Origin of the sequence: Microbacterium sp. NPDC089321 (genome assembly GCF_040684935.1) — a bacterium.
In the GTDB taxonomy this organism is placed as follows: domain Bacteria; phylum Actinomycetota; class Actinomycetes; order Actinomycetales; family Microbacteriaceae; genus Microbacterium.
The window spans coordinates 959,268-982,845 of sequence record NZ_JBFBGX010000001.1 but is presented as its reverse complement, the minus strand read 5'-3'; the positions used below and the strand labels follow the sequence as shown (position 1 = coordinate 982,845).

Below are 23,578 nucleotides of genomic sequence, written 5' to 3'. Positions count from 1 at the left end.
GCTCCCCCGCGAGGTCTCAGCGGTCCACCACCCGGGTCAGGGTCACCGACGTGACCGTGTTCTCGACACCGGGGAGGGCCGCCAGGATCTCCCAGATCTCGCCGATGCGCTCCATGGAGTCCGCGTCCAGCGAGACCAGGAGGTCGAACTCCCCCGACATCACGTCGCACCGCTTGACCTCGGGGATCCGGGCGATCTCGGCGATGACCCCGCCGCCGCGCATCCGGTCGGTGCGGTAGACCAGCACCGTCGCTGTGACCCGGGCGGCGCCCGCGCGCCCCGGCACGACGGTGTAGCCGGCGATCACACCCTGACGCTCCATCCGCTCGATCCTCTGCTTCACGGCGTTCCGCGACAGGTGCACGCGCGCCGCCAGCGCCACCAGAGACACCCGGGCGTCCTCGGTCAGCGCGCTCAGTATGGTGCGGTCGGTCTGGTCGAGCGGCGAACGTTCCATCATCACTCCATTGCGATATAAACATTTGCGTGTGTTTATTATGCACCCTAGGCTGACACCATCGTCATCTCGCCGTCGAAGGAGACACCGTGACCCGCCCCGATCGCACGCAAGCGCTCACCCTGTCCGACCTGAGCCTCGCCGTCCACGGCGGCGTCGAGCTCGACTCGACCCAGGCCCTGCGCACGCCGCTCGTGATGGCCAACTCGTACCAGCTCCCCGACGACCCGAGCGAGATCAGCTGGTCGGCGACGGCTGCGGGCCTCTACACGCGCAACTCCGGCGTGAACCAGGTCGCGCTCGAGAACAAGCTCGCCGCCTTCGACGAAGCGGAAGACGCGGTGGCGCTGGCGTCAGGGGTGGCCGCCCTGCACGCCGTCTTCTTCACGCACGTGCGAGCCGGTGACCACGTCGTCGTCAGCGACGTGGTCTACGAGGCCACGTGGCGGCTGTGGACCGAGCTGCTGCCGCAGCGGTACGGACTCGAAGCCACGTTCGTCGACATCAGCGACCTCGACGCGGTTCGGGCGGCGATGCGACCGACGACGCGCCTGGTGTGCATAGAGGCCATCGCGAACCCCACGACCAAGGTCGCCGATGTGGCGGCGGTCGCCGAGATCGCACACGCGTCGGGCGCGCTGCTGATGGTGGATTCCACCTTCTCCCCGCCTCCGTTCTACCGTCCGATCCGCGACGGAGCGGATCTCGTCGTCCACTCGCTCACGAAGTACATCAACGGTCACGGCGATGCGATGGGCGGGTCTGTGACCGGACGGCGGGAACTCATCGAGCCGATCAAGGCCGATGCCATGGTCGACGTGGGCGGCATCATCTCGCCCTTCAACGCCTGGCAGATCCAGAGAGGCACCGTGACCCTGCCGCTCCGCCTGCGCCAGCACTTCGGATCCGCCCAGCGCATCGCCGAGATGCTGAGCGCGGACCCGCGCGTCGAGTACATCGCCTACCCCGGACTGGACACGCATCCTGACCACGACCTCGCCGCACGCCAGTTCGGCGGGGCCGGCTTCGGCGGGATGATGGCCTTCGCCGTGAAGGGCACCCCTGACACGCAGAATCGATTCGTCGCGAACCTGCGCCTCATCACCTCCGGGTTCTCACTGGGACACGACGACTCCCTCATCGTCCACACGGGAACAGAAGGAGGACGCGTGGCGACGTACCCCGAGCCGTTCCGCGTCCACGGCCACCTGCGGCTGTCCGTCGGCCTGGAGGACACCGATGACCTCCTCGACGACCTCGCCGCCGCGCTGGATGAGACCTTCCCCGGCTGAGCTGGGGCCTCGTGCCGCCTACTCCCCCAGGCGAAGCACGCTCAACCGCATGTCGAGCTGCTCGACCCGGTCGGCATCACCCTGCTCGAGCGCCCTGTCGCGCAGTTGCTGCAGCTTGGCGATCTCGTCGGCTCGGGTCGCGGTGCCGTTCTGCGGCCGCTCGACCATCGCCTCGTCCAGACCGCTGAGATCTTCCGCATTCTGCTCGCTCATGCCCGCACTCTAGCCACCGCTTCCCCGCACCGGGCGGGGGTTGCGCGCCGCGTCGAGGAGAGTCCTGCAGGTCACGCATCCGCGTCCTCCTTGCGAACTGCTTAAATTCTCCGGATATTTCGCGAGAGAACCGACGAAGGTTCCCCGGTTCCTCCATCTAGAGTCGGTGCATGGCCGAGAAGACCGCCTCCGATACGACGACGACGCGTGCTGTGCGCGCGGCGTACTTCGTGTCAGACAGCACGGGCATCACCGCCGAGACGCTCGGCAACGCCTTGCTGGCGAACTTCCCCGGCATGGTGTTCCTCAAGCACACCATCCCGTTCGTCGACTCGGTCGACGTCGCCGTGACGATCGCCGACCAGATCGCCCAGGACGCCGCGGGCGGACTCGAGCCCCTCGTCTTCACGACGGCCAAGAACCCCGCCGTCCTCACGGTGCTCACCGCCGTGCCCGCGACGCACATCGACCTGCTCAGCGGACACCTCAGCGAGCTCGCCGAAGCGCTCGGCACCCCGCCGTCCGAGCAGCTGGGCCAGTTCCACACCCTCGGCGACGCCACCGAGTACTTCGCCCGCATGCGCGCGGTCGAGTACGCGATCGAGCACGACGACGGGCAGAGCGACCGGGCGCTCGACCTCGCCGACGTGATCATCGTCGCGCCGAGCCGCTGCGGCAAGACCCCGACGACCATGTACCTCGCTCTCCAGTACGGCCTGCTGGTGGCGAACTATCCGCTCACCGACGACGACTTCCCCACCGACGACCTGCCGCCGCTCATCAAGAAGTACGCGTCCCGCTGCTTCGGGCTGACGACGACGCCGCTGCGCCTCAGCCAGGTGCGCCATGAGCGCCGACCCGACTCGCGCTACTCGAGCCTCGCGCAGTGCACCACCGAGCTGCGCAGGGCCGAGAAGCTCTACGCCCGCAACGGCATCCCCTTTCTCAACTCCTCGACGAAGAGCGTCGAGGAGATGTCCGCAGTGATCCTGCAAGCCCTCGGCCTTCGCCGCTGACCACCCTCAGACGAAAGAGCTCCTCGTGACCAACATCCTCTGGTTCGATTCGATCGGAATGACCGACCTTCCCCAGGTCGGCGGCAAGAACGCCTCGCTCGGCGAGATGATCTCGAATCTCTCCGACCTCGGCGTGCGGGTGCCTGGCGGCTTCGCCACGACGGCGGACGCCTACCGCCGCTTCCTCGAGCACGATGGGCTGCGCGATCGCATTCGCGAGGCGATCGCCGCACTCGACACCGACGACGTCTCGCGTCTCGCCCTCGTCGGCACCGAGATCCGCGGCTGGGTCACCGAGCATCCGCTGCCCGACGACCTCGAACGCGACATCCGCGACGCCTACGACCAGCTCGTCGCGAACGACGTCGATCCCGAGGGGGTCACGTGGGCGGTGCGGTCGTCGGCGACGGCCGAAGACCTTCCGGATGCCTCGTTCGCCGGTCAGCAGGAGACGTTCCTCAACGTGGGCGGGATCGGCAACGTGCTCGCCGCGATCCGCAGCGTGTACGCGTCGCTCTACAACGACCGCGCGATCGCCTACCGCGCGCACCAGGGATTCGACCATGACGAGGTCGCGCTCTCGGCGGGCGTGCAGCGCATGGTGCGCTCAGACGTCGGCGCCTCTGGCGTGATGTTCACGGTCGACACCGAGTCGGGCTTCGACGAGGCCGTGTTCGTCACCAGCTCCTACGGGCTGGGCGAGGCCGTCGTGCAGGGCGCCGTGAACCCCGACGAGTTCTACGTCTCGAAGCCGGCGCTGCGCGCGGACCGCCCCGCGATCCTCAAGCGCTCGGTCGGCGAGAAGGCGATCGCGATGCGCTACACCGACAGCACGGAGGCGGGCGCCAGCACCGCGTTCGTCGACGTGCCCGCAGCCGACCGCCGGCTGTTCTCGATCACCGACGACGAGCTCACCGAGCTCGCGCGCCATGCGCTGGTCATCGAGGCCCACTACGGCCGCCCGATGGACATCGAATGGGGCAAGGACGGCGTCGACGGGCAGCTGTACATCCTTCAGGCGCGGCCCGAGACGGTCGTCTCCCGGGAGTCGGCGAACGTCATGCGACGGTTCCGGCTGCAGCAGAAGGGCGAGGTCGCCGTCGAGGGGCGCGCGATCGGCCAGCGCATCGGCGCAGGCCCCGTGCGCATCCTCCGCGACGCCACGCAGATGAGCGAGTTCCAGACCGGCGACGTGCTCGTCGCCGACATGACCGACCCCGACTGGGAGCCGATCATGAAGCGCGCGTCGGCCATCATCACCAACCGCGGCGGCCGCACCTGCCACGCGGCGATCATCGCCCGCGAGCTCGGCATCCCCGCCGTCGTCGGCACCGGCGACGCGACCAGGGTGCTGACAGATGGCCAGCCGGTGACCGTGTCGTGCGCCGAAGGCGACACGGGCGTCGTCTACGAGGGCATCCTCCCCTTCGCCGAGGAGGAGACGGCCCTCGACAGCATGCCCGAGGCGCCGGTCAAGATCATGATGAACGTCGGCACCCCAGACCAGGCCTTCTCGTTCTCGCGCCTGCCGCACCGCGGCGTCGGCCTCGCGCGGCTCGAGTTCATCATCAACCGCCAGATCGGCATCCACCCCCGCGCCCTGCTCGAGCACGACTCCCTGCCCGACGACCTCCGCCGGCAGGTGGATGCCCGTATCGCCGCCTACCCGTCACCGCGCGAGTACTTCGTGCAGCGCGTCATCGAGGGCGTCTCGATGCTGGCGGCGGCCTTCGCCCCCGAACCCGTCATCGTGCGCATGAGCGACTTCAAGTCGAACGAGTACGCCAACCTCATCGGCGGCGAGCGCTACGAGCCGCACGAGGAGAACCCGATGATCGGCTACCGCGGGGCGTCGCGGTACATCTCTGCCGACTTCCGCGAGTGCTTCGAGATGGAGTGCGAGGCACTGAAGTTCGTGCGCGACGAGATGGGCTTCACGAACGTGCAGGTGATGGTGCCCTTCGTGCGCACGGTCGCAGAGGGAGAGGCCGTCGTCGAGCTGCTGGCTCAGAACGGCCTGCGCCGCGGTGAGAACGACCTGAAGGTCGTGATGATGTGCGAGGTGCCCACGAACGCACTGCTGGCCGACGAGTACCTCGAGCACTTCGACGGGTTCTCGATCGGCTCGAACGACATGACGCAGCTGACCCTCGGCCTCGACCGCGACAGCGCACTCGTGGCCGACACGTTCGACGAGCGCGACCCGGCGGTGCTCAAGCTGCTGTCGATGGCGATCGAGGCGTGCCGCCGGAACGGCAAGTACGTCGGCATCTGCGGTCAGGGTCCGAGCGATCACCCCGAGCTCGCGGAATGGCTGGTCGAGCAGGGGATCGAATCGGTATCGCTCAACCCCGACACCGTGATCGAGACGTGGCTGCGGCTCGCGCGCACCGAGCCCGCGAGCGCGTGATTTTAGCGACTCAGTGCTGACCGAGGGCGAAAGGACCTTTCGCATTCCGTACGCGATGGGCCTTCACGGCCTCGCGCTCAGGGGCGTCGACTAGCGTTCACCATGAACGCATCTGCGTTCGATGAAGAGAAGGTGCCCCATGCCATACCGCGACCGGACCACAGTGGAGCGCTGGGTCAACGAGTACATCGTGTCGCACAGCGCCGACTCGCTGGGCGTCGCCGTGCTCGACAACAACTTCGAGTCCGGACCGAACTCCGGGATGGTCGTCGTGACGCTGCGATCCGCCAGCACCATCACTCTGCTGCATCCCGAGATCCGCCGGGGCATGCCCACCTGGGTGGTCACATTCGAAGGCCGTGACGCCTCGATGGACCTGGATGACGCCGATCTTCGCCTGCTCGCCGACGACATCGCCCGACTTGCAGAGCTCCGCTCGTTCCTTCAGCAGAAGACCGACGAGGTCGTGCTCACGCACTGACCCGTCGTCCGCGCGGCTGCTCAGACGGGAGCGACGCCGAGCAGCGCGCCGAGCGCTGCGGTCGCCACGGCGACCAGACCGGCTGATGCCGCGATGGGGGCGACGGCCTCGGAGAGACGGCGATCCCGGATGCGCGTGCGCTCGGGCTTCCAGGCGAGCACGGCCGACTTGGCTTCCGACAGCTCGGCGTAGCGGCCGATCGGTGCGCTGGTGCCGTCGAAGGCGACGAAGTGCCCGTCGGGTGTCGTGTCGACCGAACCCACGTACTCCCCAGCACGCGATGCGACGTGGAAGCCGGTGTCGACCTTGCTCCACGTGACGGCACGCGGCAGGGCCGGCGCCAGAGGCGCTGCGGGTGCTGCCTGGGCGGTGGAGCCCGGAACGAAGAGCCGGCCCGCGGGGTGCTCTGCGATGGTCATGCCACACGCGCCAGGGCCGGGGTGCTGACGGCGATCTCGGAGATCTCGCGCTCGGCCACCTGGTCGCTCAGGTCGATGACGACGCCGGCCGAGGAGTTCGCCTGGTCGGCGAGCTGCTGAAGGTAGGCGCGGTCGAGCTGCTTGGAGGCTTCGGCGTCCATCTGGAACTGCAGCGGGATGGAGCAGTGCAGCCAGATGCTGGATCGCTCGACGGCTCCGTCGATGAGGCGATCCCACGACAGCGAGAAGCTCTCGTTGCGGCGCAGCTTGGTCGAGATCAGAACCTTCAGGTGAGCGAGGATGCGATCAGGCATCTCGATCGGACCACCGGTTGCTCCGTAGTGCAGCGTGCCCATGTCAACTCCTCAGGTCGGTGTGAATCTGATGTGAGAAAACTTACTCAGATCAAAAGTAGTTTGTCAAACTACATATCCGGCACACTTCATGTTTTGCTATGATCGATCACGAGGAGGGGCACATGAGCGATCACGTGAGTTCCGAAACCCAGATCATCAACGCACTTCGGCAGTACCAAGAGGCCGACAGCGCGATGCACGCACGTGCTCGCGCGGCCTCGTCGATGTCCGACAACGAGATCCGGATCATCCAGTACCTGCTCACCGCGGCGCGCAACGACAACACGGTCACGCCGACCGCTCTGTCGAAGCACCTCGGTGTCACCTCGGCGTCTATGACTGCACTGCTCGACCGTCTCGAGCGCGCCGGCGCCATCGAGCGCGTGCGCCACCCCTCCGATCGGCGCAGCCTGGTCATCACCGCGACGCCGCTCGCCGAGCGCACCGTCGGGGCCCCCGTCGTCGCCTTTCAGCAGGCGACGCGTCAGATCGCCTCCGAGCTCAGCGCCGACGAGCACGCCGCCGTCGTCGGATTCCTCAGCAGGCTCACGAAGGCCGTGGATCAGGCCAGCCGCACGGTCGCGCCCTGAAGGCCCGACGCCCCGCGTCCACGTGCCCGAGGGGTCAGCGCGTGAGAGCCTCGGCGATCCGCAGCACAGCCTCCCTGATGATGGGCCGCGGCGTCGCGAAGACGAAGCGAGTGCATCCCACCGCCGCCTGACCGCACAGCGCGCCATCGGTCATCGCGACCCCCGCGTTCTCGCGGAACCAGGTGCCGAGGTCGGCGTCACCGCCCAGCTCCTTCCACAGGCGCGTCCCGCGGAAGTCGAGCAGCGCGATGTACGTGCCCTCGGGCACGGTGACCCGCACACCGGGAAGATGCTCGGCCACGAGCTCGGCGAGCAGACGCCGACTGCCGTCGAGATAGTCGGTGACGTCGTCGAGCCACTCTGCGCCCGCCGTGTACGCGGCCAGCTGAGCGACCACGCCGATCGTGGCTGTGCCATGCCCCGCCCAGCCGCCGTCGGCCTCCCAGGCCCCACGCGTCTCGTCGTTCGACAGGATCAGCTGCGCGCACTTGAAGCCGGCCAGGTTCCACGCCTTCGACGCCGACGTCGCGGTGAGGGTGTGCTCTGCCGCCGCCGCCGACACCGACGCGTACGGGATGTGCCGCGCGGGCGCGTACACGAGCGGCGCGTGGATCTCGTCCGAGAACACCCGCCCGCCGGCATCCGTCACCGTGTCGGCGATCGCTCGCAGCTCGTCGAGCGTCGCGACCGTGCCGAGCGGATTGTGCGGGTTGCACAGCACGAGCAGCTCACCGCCGTCGGCGAAGGCCGCGGCGACCGCATCGAGGTCCATCGCCCACCGCCCGTCGGTCTCGACGCTCGGCACCTCGATCACCCGGCGCCCGTGGCGCAGCGGCACGTCGAGGAACGGCATGTACGCCGGCGTCGGCACGATGACGGCGGCACCCGGCTGGGTGTACGTGGAGATCGCGAACTCGTAAGCCGCGATCACGTCGGCCACCAGGCGCACATCGCCCGCGGCGACAGCCCAGTCGCACTTCTCGGCGTACCAGTCGGCGACGGCCTGCTGCAGCGCCTGCGCCGTCGGCTGCGGCAGGTAGCCGGTGAAGCCGGCACGCAGTGCATCTGCGACCGCGTCCGAGATGGCAGGAGCGACGCCGAAGTCCATCTCGGCGATGAAGGTGCCGATCGTGTCGGGGAACCGCGTCCACTTCACGCTTCCCGCGTCACGCAGCTGGTCTGCCGTGATGGCGTCGAACGGGTGCGTGGTGGCGAGGTCGGCGAGCGTCATGCATCCATTCTGCGCCGAGCGACCGGGATCAGGGAGAAGGTCGTCCCGCGGCGTCACAGAACGACGGCTACAGCCAGCCCTTGCGCCTGAACGCGAGCCAGAGCCCTCCGGCGAGGGCGGCCATCGCCGCGATCGAGAGCGGGTAGCCGAGAGGCCAGTCGAGCTCGGGCATGTACCTGAAGTTCATGCCGTAGATCGCGCCGATCAGCGTCGGCGCGAACAGGATCGCCGCCCACGCCGAGATGCGCTTCATCTGCTCTCCCTGGCGCATGCTCTCCTCGGTCATCCGGCGCATCTCCTCGTTCTGCCTTCGGGCGACGATCGTCGACTCGACGGTGAGCGCGTTCTCGAGCACCGCGCGGAAGGTGGCGGCGCGATCCGCGACCCGGATCGTGTGGTCGTGCACATCTCGCAGACGGCGCTGCAGCTCGGCATCCGCTCCCCGCTTCTCGCCCTCGCGCAGCAGCGCGCCGACCATCTCGGTCAACGGCTGCGCCGCCCGCTGGAAGTCGAGCACCTCGCGCGAGAGCTCGTAGATGCGCTGCGTGGCGTCGACGTCGTCGACGAACAGCTGGTTCTCGATCTCGTCGATGTCGTTCTCGAGTCCGGCGAGCACCGGCGCGTAGCGGTCGACGACCTCGTCGAGGATCGCGTAGAGCACGGCCTCGGGTCCGTGGGCCAGCAGTTCGGGCTCGACCTCGAGGCGGCGGCGCACGCGGCCCAGGTCGGGCTCTTCGGCGTGCCGCACGGTGACCACGAAGTCGCTGCCGACGAACACGTGCACCTCGCCGAACTCGACCTCCTCCTCGGCGTCGAGGTAGCGGGCCGGGCGCAGCACCACGAAGAGGTGGTCCTCGTACTGCTCGAGCTTGGGACGCTGGTGTCCGCGCAGCGCGTCCTCGACCGCGAGCTCGTGCAGGCCGAACTCGGCAGCCACCGCCTGCAGCTCGGCGGCATCGGGACGGTAGAGTCCGATCCACCCCATTCCGCCGCGCTCGCGCATCAGCTCGAACGTCTCGTCGAGGCTGCCGGGGTTGGCGGTGCGCACGCCGTTCACGTAGATGCCGTTGTCGATGATCGCCATGCCGTGCCTCCTGAAACCCGCGCGCCTCGCCGACGCTATCACCGCGAGCGGGCCCCGCCGATTCCGGCGAGGCCCGCTCTGTCGGGGTGTCAGCGCTTGCGTCGCGCGGCGATCACGATCACGATCACGATCGCGGCGAGCACGACCACGCCCAGGCCGATCAGCAGCGGCCACTGCATCGAATCGGCCTGCTGCGCCGGCTGCGTCGTCTCAGCCGGCTCGGGCTGCTCGTCGGCCGTCTCACTCGGCGTCGCGCTCGGCGTAGCGGATGCCTCGGCCGCGGCCAGCGAGAACGAGTACTCGCCCGACGTCGGGTGACCGTCGCTCGAGACGACCTGCCAGGTCACCGCGTAGTCGCCGTTCGGCATGCCCTCGGCCAGCGGAACCGTGACGCTGTCGGCCTGGATCACCGGCTCGCCGTCGACCCAGTCCTCGCCGGTCGCGTCGACGACGGTGATGGCGGTGCCGCTGTTCTCGTCGAGCGAGAGCAGGTTGTTCGAGAAGGTCAGCGACAGCTCGGCCGGCGCTGCGGTGAGCTGTGCGTCGGCGGCCGGGGTGCTCGCCACGAGCTCGTCATGGGCGGATGCCGGTGCCGCGACGGCGAGGGCGGCGATGGTCGCCACGGCGGCGGCGGCGACGGCGGTGCGGATACGGAACATGGAAACCTCTTTCTGGGTGCCGCTGAGCGGCGAGTCATCTGGGAACGGGCGCGACGGCGCCCTGCGGCAGGGCCGCGATGGATCAGACGACGAGCAGAGGCGGGCCCCGCCGCTTGAGGCAGGCGAAGCGGGGTTCGGTGCGCAGAGGCGCGGGCTGCACGGCCCAGCGCGCCCGCGACGGGATGAGCGGAAGGGCGGGAGCGGCGACGACGGCGCGGCTGATCCATCGCGCGACGACGGATGCCAGGACCGTGAGCGCCTGCAGCAGTCGCTCGCCGCGGTGCAGGGCCAGCACCGTGATCGCCGCGGCGATGCCGTGCGCCACCCACATCCCCGCATCCTCGGGGACGATCAGGGCGGCGCCGGCCGAGGGAAGAGCGAGGGGGCCGTGCACGTGCGGTGCGACACCGCTGCGCGGCGTGATCGCCCCCAGCACGAAGAGCGAGTGGAACAGCGCCTGAGACAGCAGCACCGAGGCGGTCAGGCGGAACGCCGAGAGCCGGATGCCGGAGAGCAGCGTGCACAGCATGAACGACAGCAGCCACGGGACGACGATGCCCAGCATCCCCGGCATCTGCCCGCCGACCCAGACATGCGAGGCCAGGGCGACGAAGGTCGAGACCGAGGCGCCCGCGAAGCCGCGGAGCAGCCGGGTTCTACGAGACGCACGCACCCGTCCATCCTTTCACGGCGTGGGAGGCACATCGGCGACGAGGTCGGGCTCGGCGCGCTCGACCCGCCCGGCCCATACCGCGCCGGCGCTCGCGACGACCACGAGCGCGACCCCGGCGATCTCGAGCAGAGAGAGCCGCTGCCCGAGCAGCACGAAGCCGGCGACGCAGGCCAGAGCGGGGCCCAGGCTCATGAGGATGCCGAAGACCGCCGGCGTCAGGCGGCGCAGCGCCACCAGCTCGAGCGCGTACGGGATGGTCGAGCTCAGCACGGCGACGGCCGCTCCGAGGGCGACCAGCTCGATGCGCAGCAGTGCACCACCGGCATCCGCGATCCCGAACGGCAGCGACAGCAGCGCTCCGAACGCCATGGCGAGGGCGAGACCGTCGAGGCGGTCGAAGTCGCGCCCCACCCGCGCCGACGACAGGATGTACCCCGCCCAGCTCGCCGCCGCACCGAGGGCGAAGAGCACTCCGGCGAGTGTCAGCCGGTCCCACCCGCCGCCGCCGAGCGCGACGATTCCGACCAGCGCGAGGCCCGCCCACACCCATGAGGTGCGCGTGCGCGCCGCCACGACGGCGAGCGCGAGAGGCCCGAGCACCTCGATCGTGACCGTCACGCCCAGGGGCAGCTCGCGCAGAGCCAGGTAGTAGAAGCTGTTCATGAGCGCGAGCACGCCGCCGAGCATGAGAGCCGAGCGCCACGCACGCGGCGAGTGCCCGCGCAGCGTCGGCCGGGCGATGACGAGCAGGATCAGAGTCGAGAAGACCAGCCGCAGCATGACCATGCCGAGCGGTCCGACCTCGGGGAACAGCATGATCGCCGCCGACGAGCCGACCTGCTGGCAGATCAGTCCGATCGCGACGAGGCCGACGGCGCCCACTCCGGCGGTGCCGGGGGCGGGCCCTGCTGCCGCGCTCACCCTTCTGCGGGCGGAGAGCAGATCGCCGCGTCGGCGATGCTCTGGGCGTACTGCTCAGCCGTGAACGGCAGCCCGAACTCCGGAGCCGTCTGCCCCTTCGCGGCCGGTGCCTTCGAGGCGATCGCCGCCAGCTGCCACGCCAGGTAGGCGGCGAGCGAGCCGCCGGCCGACGAGCCGTTGAGCGTCACGGCGACCGTGAATCCGGTGGCCGGATCGGAGTACGCCGCTGTGGCATAGCCGGGGACCCAGCCATGCTGGCCGATGAGCGAGCCGACGAGGAATCCGCCGCCCGTCGCCTGGTACCAGCTCGGGGCCTTGGCCGTGGCCGGAAGCGGCGCGCCGAAGCGAGCGGGTTCCGCGTTCTTCTCGCGCAGCGCCTGGCTCGCCTCGGCCTGGGCGTAGCGGCCGAGGTCGGTGATCGTCGAGACGACACCGGAATCGGTGAAGCCGATGCTCGACGAGCTCTCGGTGATGTCGACAGGCGCGGCGCAGTCGTAGCCGCCGCCCTCGACAGTGGGCAGGTAGGTGCCGGTGAGCGCGGGCGCCGGCGTCGGCGGGGCCGACTGCCGCGGCGGCAGCGACGTCGACTCGAGGCCGAGGGGCGTCGTGACGTACTTGGCGATCAGCTGCGCGGCGCTCATGCCCGAGATGCGCTCCAGGGCCATGCCGAGCATGAGGTAGCCGGCGTCGGAGTCGCGGTACGCGGTGTGCGCGGGGCCGCGGCTGCCGCCGAGACCGAAGCTCGCCAGCTGCAGCGGCGCCCACTGGCGACCCGGTGTGTTCAGCCAGTACTGCTTCACGGCGGCCTCGGACGAGCCGACCCCGCTGGTGCCGTTGCACAGATCGAGAAGCGTGATGTCGGTGAGGTCGGCGACGCCCGAGACGTACTTGGTCACAGGAGCGTCGAGTTCGACCTTGCCGTCGTCCACCATGCCGTAGAGCACGTCGCAGGTCATCAGACGGGTCACGTCGGCGACGCGGAACGACATGTCGGCGCTGACCTTCGCGCCGTCCTTGCCCTGCGTGCCGAGGCCGGCGACCCACTCGCCGCTCCAGGGCACCCAGACGCCGACGATGGCGCCGGTCGAGCCGGTCGCGACCATCGCCTGCTCGACCGCGGCCTGCAGCTGACCGGTGACGTCGTCAGGCAGCTTCGCGTCGACCTGCTCGGGCGGCGTGTAGCTGAACTCAGCATCCGACCCGGTGCAGCCGGTCAGTGCGAGGGCCAGGGCGAGGGCGCCGCCGACGGCTGCGCGCACGCGGCGCGACGAACGAAGATGCATATGACACTCCCGGAGATGGACTCTCCGAGTCTAGGGCGACGAGCCTGAAAGGCGGCCGGTCATGGCATCCGGATGCTCTTCGCGGTACCCTCGGCGGATTCGGCCGTCTCCTGCTCTGCTCTCTGGGCCTGCCTGGCCTCCCAGGCTTCGCGCATGAAGCGGCGCACATCCTCGTCGACGCGGATGTCGCTCGGCCGCAGCGGCCGCGACAGGTAGAGGCCGTCGAGCGAGGTGAGCCGCGACAGCGCCACGTACGTCTGCCCCGGCGCGAACGCGCCCGAGCCGAGGTCGACCACCGCGCGGTCATAGGTCTTGCCCTGCGACTTGTGGATCGTCACCGCCCAGGCCAGTCGCAGCGGGAACTGCGTGAACTCCGCGGCGACCTCTCTCGTCAGCGTCTTGGTGCCGGGGTTGTACGCGTAGCGGAACCTCTCCCACACCGCCGGCTCGACGTCGAACTCGTCGCCGTCGACGTCGACGCGCACCGAGTCGCCCATGATGCGCATGACCGTGCCGATCGAGCCGTTGACCCAGCGCGGCGGCTCGCCCTGCATCGAGATGTCGTTGCGCAGGAACATCACCTGAGCGCCCACCTTGAGCTTGAGCTCGGCGTCGGCAGGATAGTTCGCCTCGCCGCGCCCGAAGTCGCCCGACACCTCGGCGTGCGCGGTCTGCTCACGGCCGGGGAGTGCGGCGAGATGGCGGCGGTTGATGCTGTTGACGATGTCGTTGCGGGTGGCGAGCGTGATGATCGGCACCTCCCCCGGCTCGGGCTCCGGGGGCGTCCGGGCACCCTTCGCATTGAGCACGTCGGCGATGTCCTTGGTGACGCGGCCGTAGCGCACCGCATTGAGCATCGCCTTGAATCCGTCGTCCGACTGACGGTGGATGTGCACCAGCTCGTGCACGTGCAGCTTGGCGCCGTACGTGCCGATGTCGAGCATCCCGCCGCCGTCCTCACCCTGTCGGCCGCCGGTCCACACCTTCGCGTCGAAGAACCAGAACGAGCGGTAGTGATCCTGGATGTAGCGCAGCTCGTCACCGCGCGGAGGAACGGGTGCGAGCTGGTACGGATCGCCGAACATGACGATCTGCACACCGCCGAACGGGATGCCCCGCTTGCCCCGCGCCTGGCGGAGCGACCGATCGATGGCATCCATGAGATCGGCGTTCACCATCGAGATCTCGTCGATCACGAGCGTCTCGATCGCGTTCAGGATGCGGCGGGTCGCATCGGACTGATCGATCTCGCTCTCGGCGATGAGGCCGATCGGCAGCCGGAACAGCGAGTGGATCGTCTGGCCCTCGACGTTCAGCGCGGCGACGCCCGTCGGCGCGCAGATCGCGATCTGCTTCTTCGTGTTCCACGCGAAGTGCTGCAGCAGGGTCGACTTGCCCGTGCCCGCTCGGCCCGTGATGAAGACGTGCTCGTCGGTGTCCTCGATGAGCCGGAACAGCGCCTGCTGTTCTTCTGAGAGGGCGATGGACACGCACCCTATGTTAAGTCCCGTGTCCGACTGCGAGTCGCGCGCTCGGCTTCGTCCCAGCACCGACTCCTTAGACTTGGCGCCATGATGCAGGGGCGGGTGTCACGCGAGAGCGCGCGCCCGCGCGCCCGCTCGACGCTGCGCGCCGATCTCGCGCTGCTGGCGTTCATCGGCCTGCTGCTGGTCGCCGCGATCGGCGCCGGCGGCATGTCGCTGTACCAGTCGTTCTACAGCCCGTCGGCCTTCGTGCAGCGCTACGTCGACCTGCTCTCGAACGGCCGGGCCGTCGAGGCCCTGCAGGTGCCCGGCGTATCGCTCGACCTGGCGGTGCTTCAGGATGCCGGGATCGACGCGTCCGCGTCGGAGGCGCTGCTGCGCCGAGCGGCCCTCGCCCCGCTGACCGACGTCACCGTCACCGAGACGGGCGAGAAAGACGGCGTGCACGAGATCGTCGTCGACTATCGCGCCGGGGGCGTGGAGGGCACCTCCGTGTTCACGGTCGCGCAGGACGGCTGGGTCGGAGTCACCCCGAACTGGCGCTTCACCCAGAGCCCGCTGGCCGAGATCGAGCTGACCGTGCGCGGCGCCGACGTGTTCGCGGTGAACGGCTTCGCGATCGACCGCCGCCAGGTCTCGGTCGACGGCGCCGAGGCCGGTCCGCTCGATCCCCTGCACCTGCTCGTCTTCACCCCCGGGCGCTACTCGGTCACCGTCGACACCGCGATCGCGGCGTCACGCGGCGTGAGCGTGCTCGCCGACACCGCCCTCGCCCGCACTCCGGTCGACGTGCAGGCAGAGCCCACCGACAAGTTCGTCGGTGTCGTGCAGCAGCAGGTCGAGCAGTTCCTCATGCAGTGCGCCACCCAGGAGGTGCTGCAGCCCACCCGCTGCCCGTTCGGGCTGCAGCTGCACAATCGTCTGGCGCCCGGCACCACACCGAAGTGGTCGATCGCGAAGCAGCCCGCCGTGACCCTCGTGCCGGACGGCGCCGCCTGGGCGATCCCCGCGACCGAGGCGATGGCCCACATCGACGTCGAGATCCAGTCGCTCTTCGACGGCACCGTGCGCGAGGTCTCGCAGGACGTGCCCTTCCGGGTCAACGGAACCGCCACCGTGCTCCCCGACGGTACCGTGTCGATCCGGGTCGGATCACCCGAAGGCGATCAGCCGGCTCTCGAGGAGTGAGTGCTCAGCGGGCGCTGTCGCGCTCGGCCATGCGCGCCAGGCGCGCGTTGTACTCCTCGAGCTCGGCATCACCCGTGCGATCGGCGTGCCTATCGCGTCGGCGCTGCAGCCGGGCATCCGATCGCGACCACTGGATCGCGAGCGTGATCGCGAGGATCAGCGTCGGGATCTCGCCGACAGACCAGGCGATGCCGCCGCCGATGTACTGATCCTCCATCGGCGTGGGACCCCACGTCCTGCCCATCGACCCGTACCACTCTGCGACGATCAGCCCCGACTGCATCATGATCGCCATGCCGAAGAACGCGTGCGTCGCCATCACGGCGATGAGCGTGATCAGGCGGCCGGCGTAGGGCAGGCGATACGGGATCGGGTCGACCCCGATCAGCGTCATCGCGAACAGGTAGCCCGAGATGAGGAAGTGGATGATCATCCACTCGTGGCCGAGGTGGTCGTACATCGCCCAGCGCACGAGATCCGTGAAGTAGAAGGCCCACAGCGACAGCGCGAAGATGCCGGCGGCGACGAACGGATGCGTGATGAACCGCGAGTACGGCGAGTGCACCGCCCAGAGGATCCACTCGCGTCCGCCGCGCGTGCCGTCGTCGCGCTTGTCGATGCTGCGCAGAGCCAGCGTGATCGGCGCTCCGGCCGCGAGCAGCACGGGGATGGCCATGCTCAGCAGCATGTGCCCGGCCATGTGCACGCTGAACAGGTAGTCCTGGTAGGCGTTGATCGGCCCGTTCGTGACCCAGAGCAGCAGCGCCAGCCCCGACATCCAGAAGATCGTGCGGTGCAGCGGCCAGGCATCCCCCCGCCTGCGCAGCCGGATGATCCCCGCGGCGTAGAGGAAGACGCCGAACGCGACGGCGGCGATCCACAGCACGTCGAGATCGAACGACGTGAACCACCGGTCGAGGGTCAGCTCGGGCGGCAGCGGACTGCGGGTGAGGCGCTCTGCCGGCGTCTGCACCGCCGGCGCCTCTTCGCCGAGCGGCGGGGGCGTGCGGGCGAGCGCCGCGGCGGCGCCCGAGGCGATGCCCATCAGAGCCAGCTCGCCGAGGATGAGGGTCCAGAACGCGCGCTTCTCGCGGTCGCCGTCGAGGTGCGGGATGAGCCTGCGGCGGTACCACGCGCCGAACAGGCCGAGCCCGACGAGGGCCACCGCCTTGGCGATCACGATCAGGCCGTAGGGCGAGAGCAGCTCGCTCCACGCCCCCAGCGCGACCACGGTGCGGGCGACACCCGAGAACGCCACCACAGCGAAGGCGGCGATGGCCAGCGACGAGTAGCGCGCGACGAGCACGGCGAGGTCGAACCCGGCATCCGGCCTGCGGCCCTTGCCCTGTACGGCCGGACGGCCGTCGACGTGCCGGAGGATGACGAGCAGCAGCACGCCGCCGACCCAGACCGCCGCGCCGATCGTGTGCAGCAGGATGGCGTTGACCGCGACGGTGTGACCGGCGACATCGCCCGAGTGGCCCTGCGTGGCCATCGGCAGGAATGAGGCGGCGGCGAGCACGGCCGTGAGCATCGTGCCCGTCCAGCTTCGCCATCCGAACAGCAGCAGCGTGATCACGGCGCCCATCAGCGTGGTGATCAGCCACGCCTGTCCGAGGGGCAGCTCGAGCAGATACCGCCCGAACTGCTCGCCGAAGCCGCGGTCGGCGGTGAGCTTCGGGTTGAAGGCCGCCATGAAGGTGAGGAAGGCCGTGATGCCCGAGCCGATCGTGAAGACGGCGGCGCCGACGGATGCCGTGTCGATCGCGACCTCGAAGGGGCGCGAGGCCGCACGCAGGCCGAAGAGCGCGAGCACGAGCGAGCCGAACATCGCCGCCGCACCCAGGTTGGCCGCGAGCTTGGCGGCGGGAAGGCCCCACATGACGACGGGACCCGGGTCGAGCAGCTTCGGCGGCACGGCGCCGCCGCCGATGAGAAGGGCGGCGATGAGGCCGGCGACCCCGCTGACGACGAGGATCGCCAGGCCAGCGAGACGGTACGGATTCACCGTTCCAGCCTACGGCCGATACGAGAGAAGGCCGCCCCCGGAGGGACGGCCTTCTCTCGCAGCAAGCGGTCTTACTTGACGGCTGCCTTCAGCTTGGAGCCAGCGGTGACCTTGACGCGCTTGCCGGCCGGGATCTTGATCTCGGCGCCGGTCTGCGGGTTGCGGCCGGTGCGAGCGGCGGTGTCGACCTGCTCGAACGCGATCCAACCGGGGATCGAGACCTTGCTGCCCTTGGCAACGGCGTCCGACACGGTGGTGAACAGCGAGTCGAGGACGCGCGAGACGGTGGCCTGGCTCTCGCCGGTGGCCGAAGCGATGCTCGCGACGAGCTCGGTCTTGGTGATGGACTTGTCAGCCATGTCACTCCTCCAGCGACGAAGGTCCGTCGCATCGTGTTGATTTCGAGGGAGAGCCCCCGTCGGTCGTTCGACCGCCTCGAATGTACCAACCACAACCCCTGATTCCGCGTCATTTCGCGGGTTTCGGCGTGATTTCTCGGCGAGTTCCGTCACTTTGGTCACTTCAGTCACAGATTCAGGTGGATCGGATGCCCGAGCGCCCCGTCGCGCGACCTCGCGGAACGCAGGAGATCGCCTGGAACGCAGGAGCGGATGCTGTGCTGCATCCTGCATTTCGTGTGAACTCCTGTGATTCGGGGCTCACCGATCAGCGAGATGCAGACCCTGGGCGACTGCCTCGGTGATCAGCGCCTGCACCTGCTCCCAGCGATTCATCACCTGCTCGAAGCTGAAGCGCAGCACGTGGAAGCCGTGGAGAGTGAGCAGAGCGTCGTGCTCGATGTCGCTCGTGCGCTGCGCGCCGGTATGAGTGGCCCCATCGAGCTGGATCACCAGGCGCTCCGCGATGAGAAGGTCCACGCGATGCCCGTACAGCCAGGCCTGGGGAAGCATCGGGAGCCTCAGCCACCCCAGCCGATGCACGATGATCGTCTCGAGGCCGGAGTCGGCGTAGGGACGTGCGCGCTCGAGCACGGCCCGCGCGGCGGCGGGCAGCGCGAGTCTCGCCATGGATGCTCGATCGATCAGCCGCTTGTTCAGCGCCGACTCCCAGATGATCAGCGCCGTCTCGAGCGGCTGACATCGCGCCACGAGCACCAGCGCGTTCCGCAGGTCGTCTTCCACTGCATCCGGCTGCCGCGGCACGACGGGCTTCGCCCAGTGCACGACCGCGTGCTCCGGCATCGTGAACCGCGAGGAGTGCGGCGAGGCCACGACATGTCGCTGATGACGTTCCGGAACCCACAGCCCGCGGCGTTCGGCGACGCTGACGCAGCTGAGCACGAGGCCGCGGCGGACGACCGCGAGCGCGAGCCGATCGGAATCCGGCAGGGCGACCCAGCCGTTCCGCGGCCTGATCACGGCGCCGGCCGCCTTCGCCCGCCGCAGCGCATGAGCCGAGACACCTGCATCCAGCAGAGTGCGTGTTCGTGTGATGCCGCCGCGACGACGGAGCTCATCGATCAAATCCATGCGCCGAGCCTCTACCGCGCCGGGACGACCAGCGGACTCGGGAACCACGATGTGGGGACATCTCGGGCCGAACGGCACCTGTGCAGGGAAGCCGAAGCTCAGGAGTTCTCACGAAACACAGGAGCGGATGCTGTGCTGCATCCTGCATTTCGAGTGAACTCCTGCGTTCCGGGCGCGACGGCAGGAGCGGGGAACGAGAAAGGGGCGAGGATCCGAAGATCCTCGCCCCTTTCGGAAGCGGATGCTTACCAGCTCGACTTGGTGATGCCGGGCAGCTCGCCACGGTGGGCCATGTCACGGAAGCGGACACGCGAGATGCCGAACTTCGTGAGCACGCCACGGGGGCGGCCGTCGATGGCGTCACGCGAACGGACGCGGATCGGCGACGCGTTGCGCGGCAGCTTCTGCAGGCCGACGCGAGCGGCCTCGCGAGCCTCGTCGGTGGCGTTCGGGTCGACCAGGGTCTTCTTCAGCTCGGCGCGACGCTCGGCGTAGCGCTCGACGATGACCTTGCGCTGCTCGTTACGCGCGATCTTGCTCTTCTTAGCCATGGATCAACGCTCCTCTCGGAATTCGACGTGCTTGCGAACCACCGGGTCGTACTTCTTCAGCACGAGGCGGTCGGGGGTGTTGCGGCGGTTCTTCTTGGTCACGTAGGTGTAACCGGTGCCCGCCGTCGAGCGCAGCTTGATGATCGGACGGATGTCCTGAGCCTTCTTGGCCATTAGAGCTTCACACCCTTCGCCTTGAGGTCTGCGACGACCTTCTCGATACCGCGGGCGTCGATCACCTTGATGCCCTTGGCGGACACGTTCAGGGTGACCTTACGACCGAGCGACGGCACGTAGTAGGTCTTCTTCTGCACGTTCGGGTCGAAGCGACGCTTCGTCCGGCGGTGCGAGTGCGAGATGTTGTGACCGAAGCCGGGAACAGCACCGGTCACCTGGCACACTGCTGCCATTTTGTGACTCCTTCATTACCGTGAGACCGGACGGCCTCACCCAAGATCCCTTGTCTGCATCCCACTCGCAGGCACAGCACAAGGCCGCTCAGGAGATGTGGGATACGAACTGCGCACAGGAGTGTGCACAGACAAGGAGTCAGTCTAGCACGCGGCGCGGCGTCGGCCGAACGGCCCCCCGAGCCGGCACGAATTCCCACCCGGGGCGGCGATGTGCATCCGCGGGCGAGTCGTGATACTCTACCCGCGTAGATCACTGGGGAAACAGGGATCTCGAAACCGTTCTGAGGGGCACGGTTTCGAGATCCCTGACTCAGTTGACACCCGTTGACACGCGGTGGAAGACTGCGGCATATGGCGTTCACCATGGGGCTCGTCGGCGCGGGCCAGTTCGCGGGTCAGTTCGCCACCCTCTTCCATCATCATCCCGGCATCTCGGCTGTGCACGTCACGGACGTCGTGCCCTCGCGAGCAGCCGAGCTCGTGGCATCCGCCGGCCTGGCCGGCACCTTCGGCAGCTTTCAAGAGATGCTCGCCTCGCCCGAGATCGACTCGGTGGCGATCTTCACTCAGCGCTGGACCCACGGTCCGCTCGTGGTCGAGGCTCTGCGCGCCGGCAAGCACGTCTACTCGGCCGTGCCCATGGCCATCACGGTCGACGAGATCGCCGCGATCATCGACGCGGTGCGCGAGACCGGGCTCACCTACATGATGGGCGAGACCAGCTACTACAACCCCTCGACCGTCTACGCCCGTCAGAAGCTCGCATCCGGTGAGTTCGGCAGGCTGTTCTACGGCGAGGGCGACTACATCCACGACATGGATCTCGGCTTCTACGAGGCCTACCAGTACTCCGGCGGCGCGGCGTGGAAGAGCACGGCCAGCTACCCGCCCCTGCTCTATCCGACGCACTCCATCGGCGGAGTGCTCGGCGCCTGGCCGACCCATGCCGTCGCCGTCTCGGCGATCGGCGTCGTCGACGAGCGGGGCGACGGCGTCTTCGAGCGCGGGGTCAGCCAGTTCGACAACGACTTCTCGAACGCCACCGCACTTTTCGAGCTCGCGGCCGGCGGCTCCATGCGCATCAACGAGTTCCGCCGCGTGGGGTACCCGACGCACCTGCGTGAATCCCGGTTCCGCTGGTTCGGCACCGAGGGCTCGTTCGAGCAGCTCGCACGCACCACGGTCTGGCAGACGCGCGACGGCATCGAGGACATCTCGCACCTCATCGACACCCACGCCTCGGCATCCGTCGACGATCCCGCCCTCGCCCACGTCGCGCCGGCTCTTCGCGACGCTTTCGTCTCGGGCTATGCCGCGATCCACGAGCACGAGCGCCGCCGCATCCCTGCCGAGCTGCAGTCTCTGCACAACGGCCACGAGGGCAGCCACCACTTCCTGGTCGACGACTTCGTGCGCGCGGTGACCGATCAGACGCTGCCGCCGGTCAACGCCTGGCAGGCCGCAAGGTTCACTCTTCCGGGCGTGATCGCGCACGCTTCGGCGCGCCGCGGGGGCGAGCGGCTTATGATTCCCGATATGGGCGAACCGAATGCACGCTGACCGCCGACCGCGGTCGGTGACCCGCGCAGACGTCGCGCGATACGCAGGCGTCAGCACGGCCGTCGTCAGCTACGTGCTCAACGACGGGCCGAAAGCCGTCGCGCCGCTGACCCGCGAGCGGGTGCTCGACGCCGTGCGCGTGCTCGGCTACCGGCCGAATGCCGCCGCTCGCGCGCTGTCGATGGGATCGGCCGACATGTTCGGTCTTCTCGTGCACGACAACCGCAGCCCGTTCTTCGCCCAGCTGTGCCATGCGCTGGATCAGGCGAGCGCCGACAGCGGCCGCTCGCTGCTGATCGTCAACTCCGACCGCGAGCAGGTTCCCACCGCCGAGCAGATCCGCGATCTCGTGTCGCGTCAGATCGGCGGGCTGATCATCGCCGACGTGCTGACCGCGCGCGAGCAGTCGCTGGTCGAGGCGCTGGGCATCCCGACGGTCGTGATCGGCCAGTTCGGCGAGACCGACGGGCTGCACAGCGTCGGCGTCGACTTCGCGATCGGTGCGAACGAGGCCACCGCGCATCTCGTCGGCCACGGCTACCGTGACATCGCCTTCGTCGGCAGCGCCGCGCGCTACGACGAGCGCGAGCGCGGGTGGCGCGAGGCGCTGACCGAAGCCGGCCTGCCGCTGGGCCCGCTGCTGCACGTGCCCTTCACCTACCAGGGCGGATACGAGGCCGCGGTGCAGCTCATGCAGGCCGCTCACCCGCCGCGCGCGGTGCTGGCGGCATCCGACCAGATCGCGATCGGCATGCTCGCGGCATTCGGTCAGCACGGCACGCGCGTGCCCGACGACATCGCGCTCGTCTCTTTCGACGGCACGGTCGCGGCCGACTTCGTCTGGCCGCGGCTGACGACGGCGGCCCAGCCGCTCGAGGCCATGGCGGAAGCCGCCGTGCGCATCCTGCTCGATGCCGGCGACGAGCGCGGACACCGGGCGTTCGCGACCCGGCTGCGCATCCGCGAGTCCTGCGGCTGCACGCCCGAGTGATTCTGCTCGATGCCCTGTGGGCGTCTCGCCGGTCGCCGAGTGCACCACATGTCGTCGAGTGCACCACCTGACGACGCCGGCAACCGGTGCACTCGGCGGGATCCGGTGGCCTCGAGGGCGAGGGGCGCTCAGATCAGCTGCTCGGCCGCCTCACGGGCGCCGCGGCCCCAGCGGAACGGCGACACGGTCGGGTCGCCGGTGATCCAGTAGCGCCAGGGGAAGGCATCCGTCCCCGCGATCCCCGCGACGCCGACGCGCGGCCCCGCCGACACGTCGGCGACCGGCTCGCCCCAGCTGAGCGTGGCGACAGCGCCGTTCTGCTCGGCTCCTGAGACGAAGTCGATGCCGTCGTGCAGCGCATGACGCAGCCCCAGGGCCTGCCCCAGACGACCCGGCCCTCGGGCGAGGTCGCGCAGGGCGGTGCGCGTCAGGGGCGTCACGGCGCCGCGGCGGTGCGCCGCGGCATCGACGCCGTCGATGATCGCGCCCGCGCGCAGCAGGATTCCCCCTGCCGTCCCCTCGGGCCCGCAGACGACGTTGATGCACGAATGGATGCCATGGCTGAGGTAGACGTACAGGTGGCCCGGCTCGCCCCACATGGTGGCGTTGCGGGCGGTTGGTCCCATGCGTGCGTGCGAGCCGGGGTCGGGAACGTCTCCGGTCCCTCGGCCGTGGTACGCCTCGACCTCGGTGATGCGCAGAGCCGTCTCGACGCCGTCGACCACGGTGCGCAGCTCAGCGCCCAGCAGCCGGGGCGCCACCTCGATCGGCAGGTCCAGCAGGTCGGCGCGCTCGATCGTCATCGCGG

At 69.1% G+C, this 23,578-nt stretch carries 26 protein-coding genes; 8 read left to right on the top strand and 18 right to left on the bottom strand.

Features of this window, described 5'->3' with window-relative positions; translation table 11 throughout:
- Nucleotides 1-16 precede the first annotated feature (16 nt).
- Nucleotides 17-460 carry an Lrp/AsnC family transcriptional regulator gene (locus AB0N59_RS04605; protein ID WP_363479372.1) on the bottom strand — a complete coding sequence of 148 codons (444 nt, stop codon included), beginning with the start codon at nucleotides 458-460 and terminating at the stop codon, nucleotides 17-19.
- A gap of 86 nt (nucleotides 461-546) precedes the next feature.
- On the opposite strand from AB0N59_RS04605, the gene AB0N59_RS04600 reads away from it, so the two are divergent.
- Complete coding sequence (locus tag AB0N59_RS04600) at nucleotides 547-1,749, top strand: aminotransferase class V-fold PLP-dependent enzyme (protein WP_363479369.1); 1,203 nt, start codon at nucleotides 547-549, stop codon at nucleotides 1,747-1,749.
- Nucleotides 1,750-1,767: 18 nt separating this feature from the next.
- On the opposite strand, the gene AB0N59_RS04595 is transcribed toward AB0N59_RS04600, so the two are convergent.
- A complete protein-coding gene (locus tag AB0N59_RS04595) occupies nucleotides 1,768-1,962 on the bottom strand; it encodes a hypothetical protein (protein ID WP_363479367.1) in 195 nt (64 codons plus the stop codon).
- Nucleotides 1,963-2,132: 170 nt separating this feature from the next.
- On the opposite strand from AB0N59_RS04595, the gene AB0N59_RS04590 reads away from it, so the two are divergent.
- The 3 genes from AB0N59_RS04590 to AB0N59_RS04580 all read left to right on the top strand — a co-directional run bounded on the left by AB0N59_RS04590 (nucleotide 2,133) and on the right by AB0N59_RS04580 (nucleotide 5,869).
- Entirely contained in the window at nucleotides 2,133-2,978 is an 846-nt protein-coding gene (locus tag AB0N59_RS04590) for a pyruvate, water dikinase regulatory protein (protein WP_363479364.1), read from the top strand.
- A 25-nt stretch (nucleotides 2,979-3,003) separates the two neighbouring features.
- Nucleotides 3,004-5,388 carry a phosphoenolpyruvate synthase gene (gene ppsA / locus AB0N59_RS04585; RefSeq protein WP_363479361.1) on the top strand — a complete coding sequence of 795 codons (2,385 nt, stop codon included), beginning with the start codon at nucleotides 3,004-3,006 and terminating at the stop codon, nucleotides 5,386-5,388.
- A 139-nt stretch (nucleotides 5,389-5,527) separates the two neighbouring features.
- Nucleotides 5,528-5,869 (top strand): protein-L-isoaspartate carboxylmethyltransferase, encoded by a 342-nt coding sequence (locus AB0N59_RS04580; RefSeq protein WP_363479358.1) that lies wholly within the window; start codon nucleotides 5,528-5,530, stop codon nucleotides 5,867-5,869.
- Between the two features lie 20 nt (nucleotides 5,870-5,889).
- Here AB0N59_RS04580 and AB0N59_RS04575 read toward each other — a convergent pair whose 3' ends face one another.
- Nucleotides 5,890-6,288, bottom strand: coding sequence for a peptide ABC transporter permease (locus AB0N59_RS04575; protein WP_363479355.1), 399 nt, complete (start codon nucleotides 6,286-6,288; stop codon nucleotides 5,890-5,892).
- Nucleotides 6,285-6,644 carry a hypothetical protein gene (locus tag AB0N59_RS04570; protein WP_363479352.1) on the bottom strand — a complete coding sequence of 120 codons (360 nt, stop codon included), beginning with the start codon at nucleotides 6,642-6,644 and terminating at the stop codon, nucleotides 6,285-6,287. Before AB0N59_RS04570 ends, AB0N59_RS04575 begins: the two co-directional genes overlap by 4 nt.
- 122 nt (nucleotides 6,645-6,766) lie before the next feature.
- Here AB0N59_RS04570 and AB0N59_RS04565 point away from each other — a divergent pair, with 122 nt between their 5' ends.
- Nucleotides 6,767-7,234 (top strand): MarR family transcriptional regulator, encoded by a 468-nt coding sequence (locus tag AB0N59_RS04565; protein WP_363479349.1) that lies wholly within the window; start codon nucleotides 6,767-6,769, stop codon nucleotides 7,232-7,234.
- A 34-nt stretch (nucleotides 7,235-7,268) separates the two neighbouring features.
- Here the strand turns inward: AB0N59_RS04565 and AB0N59_RS04560 are convergent, their stop codons facing one another.
- From AB0N59_RS04560 to AB0N59_RS04530, 7 genes are all read right to left on the bottom strand, one after another.
- Complete coding sequence (locus tag AB0N59_RS04560) at nucleotides 7,269-8,465, bottom strand: aminotransferase class I/II-fold pyridoxal phosphate-dependent enzyme (protein ID WP_363479346.1); 1,197 nt, start codon at nucleotides 8,463-8,465, stop codon at nucleotides 7,269-7,271.
- Between the two features lie 67 nt (nucleotides 8,466-8,532).
- Complete coding sequence (gene corA / locus AB0N59_RS04555; RefSeq protein ID WP_363479343.1) at nucleotides 8,533-9,549, bottom strand: magnesium/cobalt transporter CorA; 1,017 nt, start codon at nucleotides 9,547-9,549, stop codon at nucleotides 8,533-8,535.
- An 89-nt stretch (nucleotides 9,550-9,638) separates the two neighbouring features.
- On the bottom strand, nucleotides 9,639-10,208 hold the full coding sequence (locus tag AB0N59_RS04550) for a copper resistance CopC family protein (RefSeq protein ID WP_363479340.1): 570 nt from the start codon (nucleotides 10,206-10,208) through the stop codon (nucleotides 9,639-9,641).
- An 82-nt stretch (nucleotides 10,209-10,290) separates the two neighbouring features.
- The gene (locus AB0N59_RS04545; RefSeq protein ID WP_363479337.1) at nucleotides 10,291-10,881 is read right to left on the bottom strand and encodes a hypothetical protein; all 591 of its coding nucleotides are present in this window, start codon (nucleotides 10,879-10,881) and stop codon (nucleotides 10,291-10,293) included.
- A gap of 12 nt (nucleotides 10,882-10,893) precedes the next feature.
- Nucleotides 10,894-11,802: an EamA family transporter gene (locus AB0N59_RS04540; RefSeq protein ID WP_363479334.1), complete on the bottom strand. Its 909-nt coding sequence runs from the start codon at nucleotides 11,800-11,802 to the stop codon at nucleotides 10,894-10,896.
- Nucleotides 11,799-13,085 carry a serine hydrolase domain-containing protein gene (locus AB0N59_RS04535; RefSeq protein WP_363479331.1) on the bottom strand — a complete coding sequence of 429 codons (1,287 nt, stop codon included), beginning with the start codon at nucleotides 13,083-13,085 and terminating at the stop codon, nucleotides 11,799-11,801. Before AB0N59_RS04535 ends, AB0N59_RS04540 begins: the two co-directional genes overlap by 4 nt.
- 59 nt (nucleotides 13,086-13,144) lie before the next feature.
- The gene (locus tag AB0N59_RS04530; protein WP_363479328.1) at nucleotides 13,145-14,575 is read right to left on the bottom strand and encodes an AAA family ATPase; all 1,431 of its coding nucleotides are present in this window, start codon (nucleotides 14,573-14,575) and stop codon (nucleotides 13,145-13,147) included.
- A gap of 81 nt (nucleotides 14,576-14,656) precedes the next feature.
- Here AB0N59_RS04530 and AB0N59_RS04525 point away from each other — a divergent pair, with 81 nt between their 5' ends.
- Complete coding sequence (locus AB0N59_RS04525) at nucleotides 14,657-15,757, top strand: hypothetical protein (RefSeq protein WP_363479325.1); 1,101 nt, start codon at nucleotides 14,657-14,659, stop codon at nucleotides 15,755-15,757.
- Nucleotides 15,758-15,761: 4 nt separating this feature from the next.
- Here the strand turns inward: AB0N59_RS04525 and AB0N59_RS04520 are convergent, their stop codons facing one another.
- The 6 genes from AB0N59_RS04520 to rpmB all read right to left on the bottom strand — a co-directional run bounded on the left by AB0N59_RS04520 (nucleotide 15,762) and on the right by rpmB (nucleotide 20,216).
- Nucleotides 15,762-17,765 (bottom strand): cytochrome c oxidase assembly protein, encoded by a 2,004-nt coding sequence (locus tag AB0N59_RS04520; RefSeq protein ID WP_363479322.1) that lies wholly within the window; start codon nucleotides 17,763-17,765, stop codon nucleotides 15,762-15,764.
- 71 nt (nucleotides 17,766-17,836) lie between these two features.
- Complete coding sequence (locus AB0N59_RS04515) at nucleotides 17,837-18,124, bottom strand: HU family DNA-binding protein (RefSeq protein ID WP_071645077.1); 288 nt, start codon at nucleotides 18,122-18,124, stop codon at nucleotides 17,837-17,839.
- 300 nt (nucleotides 18,125-18,424) lie between these two features.
- The gene (locus tag AB0N59_RS04510) at nucleotides 18,425-19,255 is read right to left on the bottom strand and encodes a DUF559 domain-containing protein (protein ID WP_363479319.1); all 831 of its coding nucleotides are present in this window, start codon (nucleotides 19,253-19,255) and stop codon (nucleotides 18,425-18,427) included.
- Nucleotides 19,256-19,500: 245 nt separating this feature from the next.
- Nucleotides 19,501-19,806, bottom strand: a complete 306-nt coding sequence (rpsN, locus tag AB0N59_RS04505; RefSeq protein ID WP_099195867.1) for a 30S ribosomal protein S14 — start codon at nucleotides 19,804-19,806, stop codon at nucleotides 19,501-19,503.
- A gap of 3 nt (nucleotides 19,807-19,809) precedes the next feature.
- Complete coding sequence (gene rpmG, locus AB0N59_RS04500; protein WP_045250846.1) at nucleotides 19,810-19,980, bottom strand: 50S ribosomal protein L33; 171 nt, start codon at nucleotides 19,978-19,980, stop codon at nucleotides 19,810-19,812.
- The gene (rpmB, locus tag AB0N59_RS04495; protein WP_071645079.1) at nucleotides 19,980-20,216 is read right to left on the bottom strand and encodes a 50S ribosomal protein L28; all 237 of its coding nucleotides are present in this window, start codon (nucleotides 20,214-20,216) and stop codon (nucleotides 19,980-19,982) included. The genes rpmG and rpmB overlap by 1 nt, the downstream gene beginning before the upstream one ends.
- 354 nt (nucleotides 20,217-20,570) lie before the next feature.
- Here rpmB and AB0N59_RS04490 point away from each other — a divergent pair, with 354 nt between their 5' ends.
- Both AB0N59_RS04490 and AB0N59_RS04485 read left to right on the top strand, forming a co-directional pair.
- Entirely contained in the window at nucleotides 20,571-21,779 is a 1,209-nt protein-coding gene (locus AB0N59_RS04490; RefSeq protein WP_363479315.1) for a Gfo/Idh/MocA family oxidoreductase, read from the top strand.
- Nucleotides 21,769-22,770 (top strand): LacI family DNA-binding transcriptional regulator, encoded by a 1,002-nt coding sequence (locus AB0N59_RS04485; RefSeq protein ID WP_363479312.1) that lies wholly within the window; start codon nucleotides 21,769-21,771, stop codon nucleotides 22,768-22,770. Before AB0N59_RS04490 ends, AB0N59_RS04485 begins: the two co-directional genes overlap by 11 nt.
- A 128-nt stretch (nucleotides 22,771-22,898) precedes the next feature.
- On the opposite strand, the gene AB0N59_RS04480 is transcribed toward AB0N59_RS04485, so the two are convergent.
- Entirely contained in the window at nucleotides 22,899-23,573 is a 675-nt protein-coding gene (locus tag AB0N59_RS04480; RefSeq protein WP_363479309.1) for a DNA-3-methyladenine glycosylase, read from the bottom strand.
- Nucleotides 23,574-23,578 lie beyond the last annotated feature (5 nt).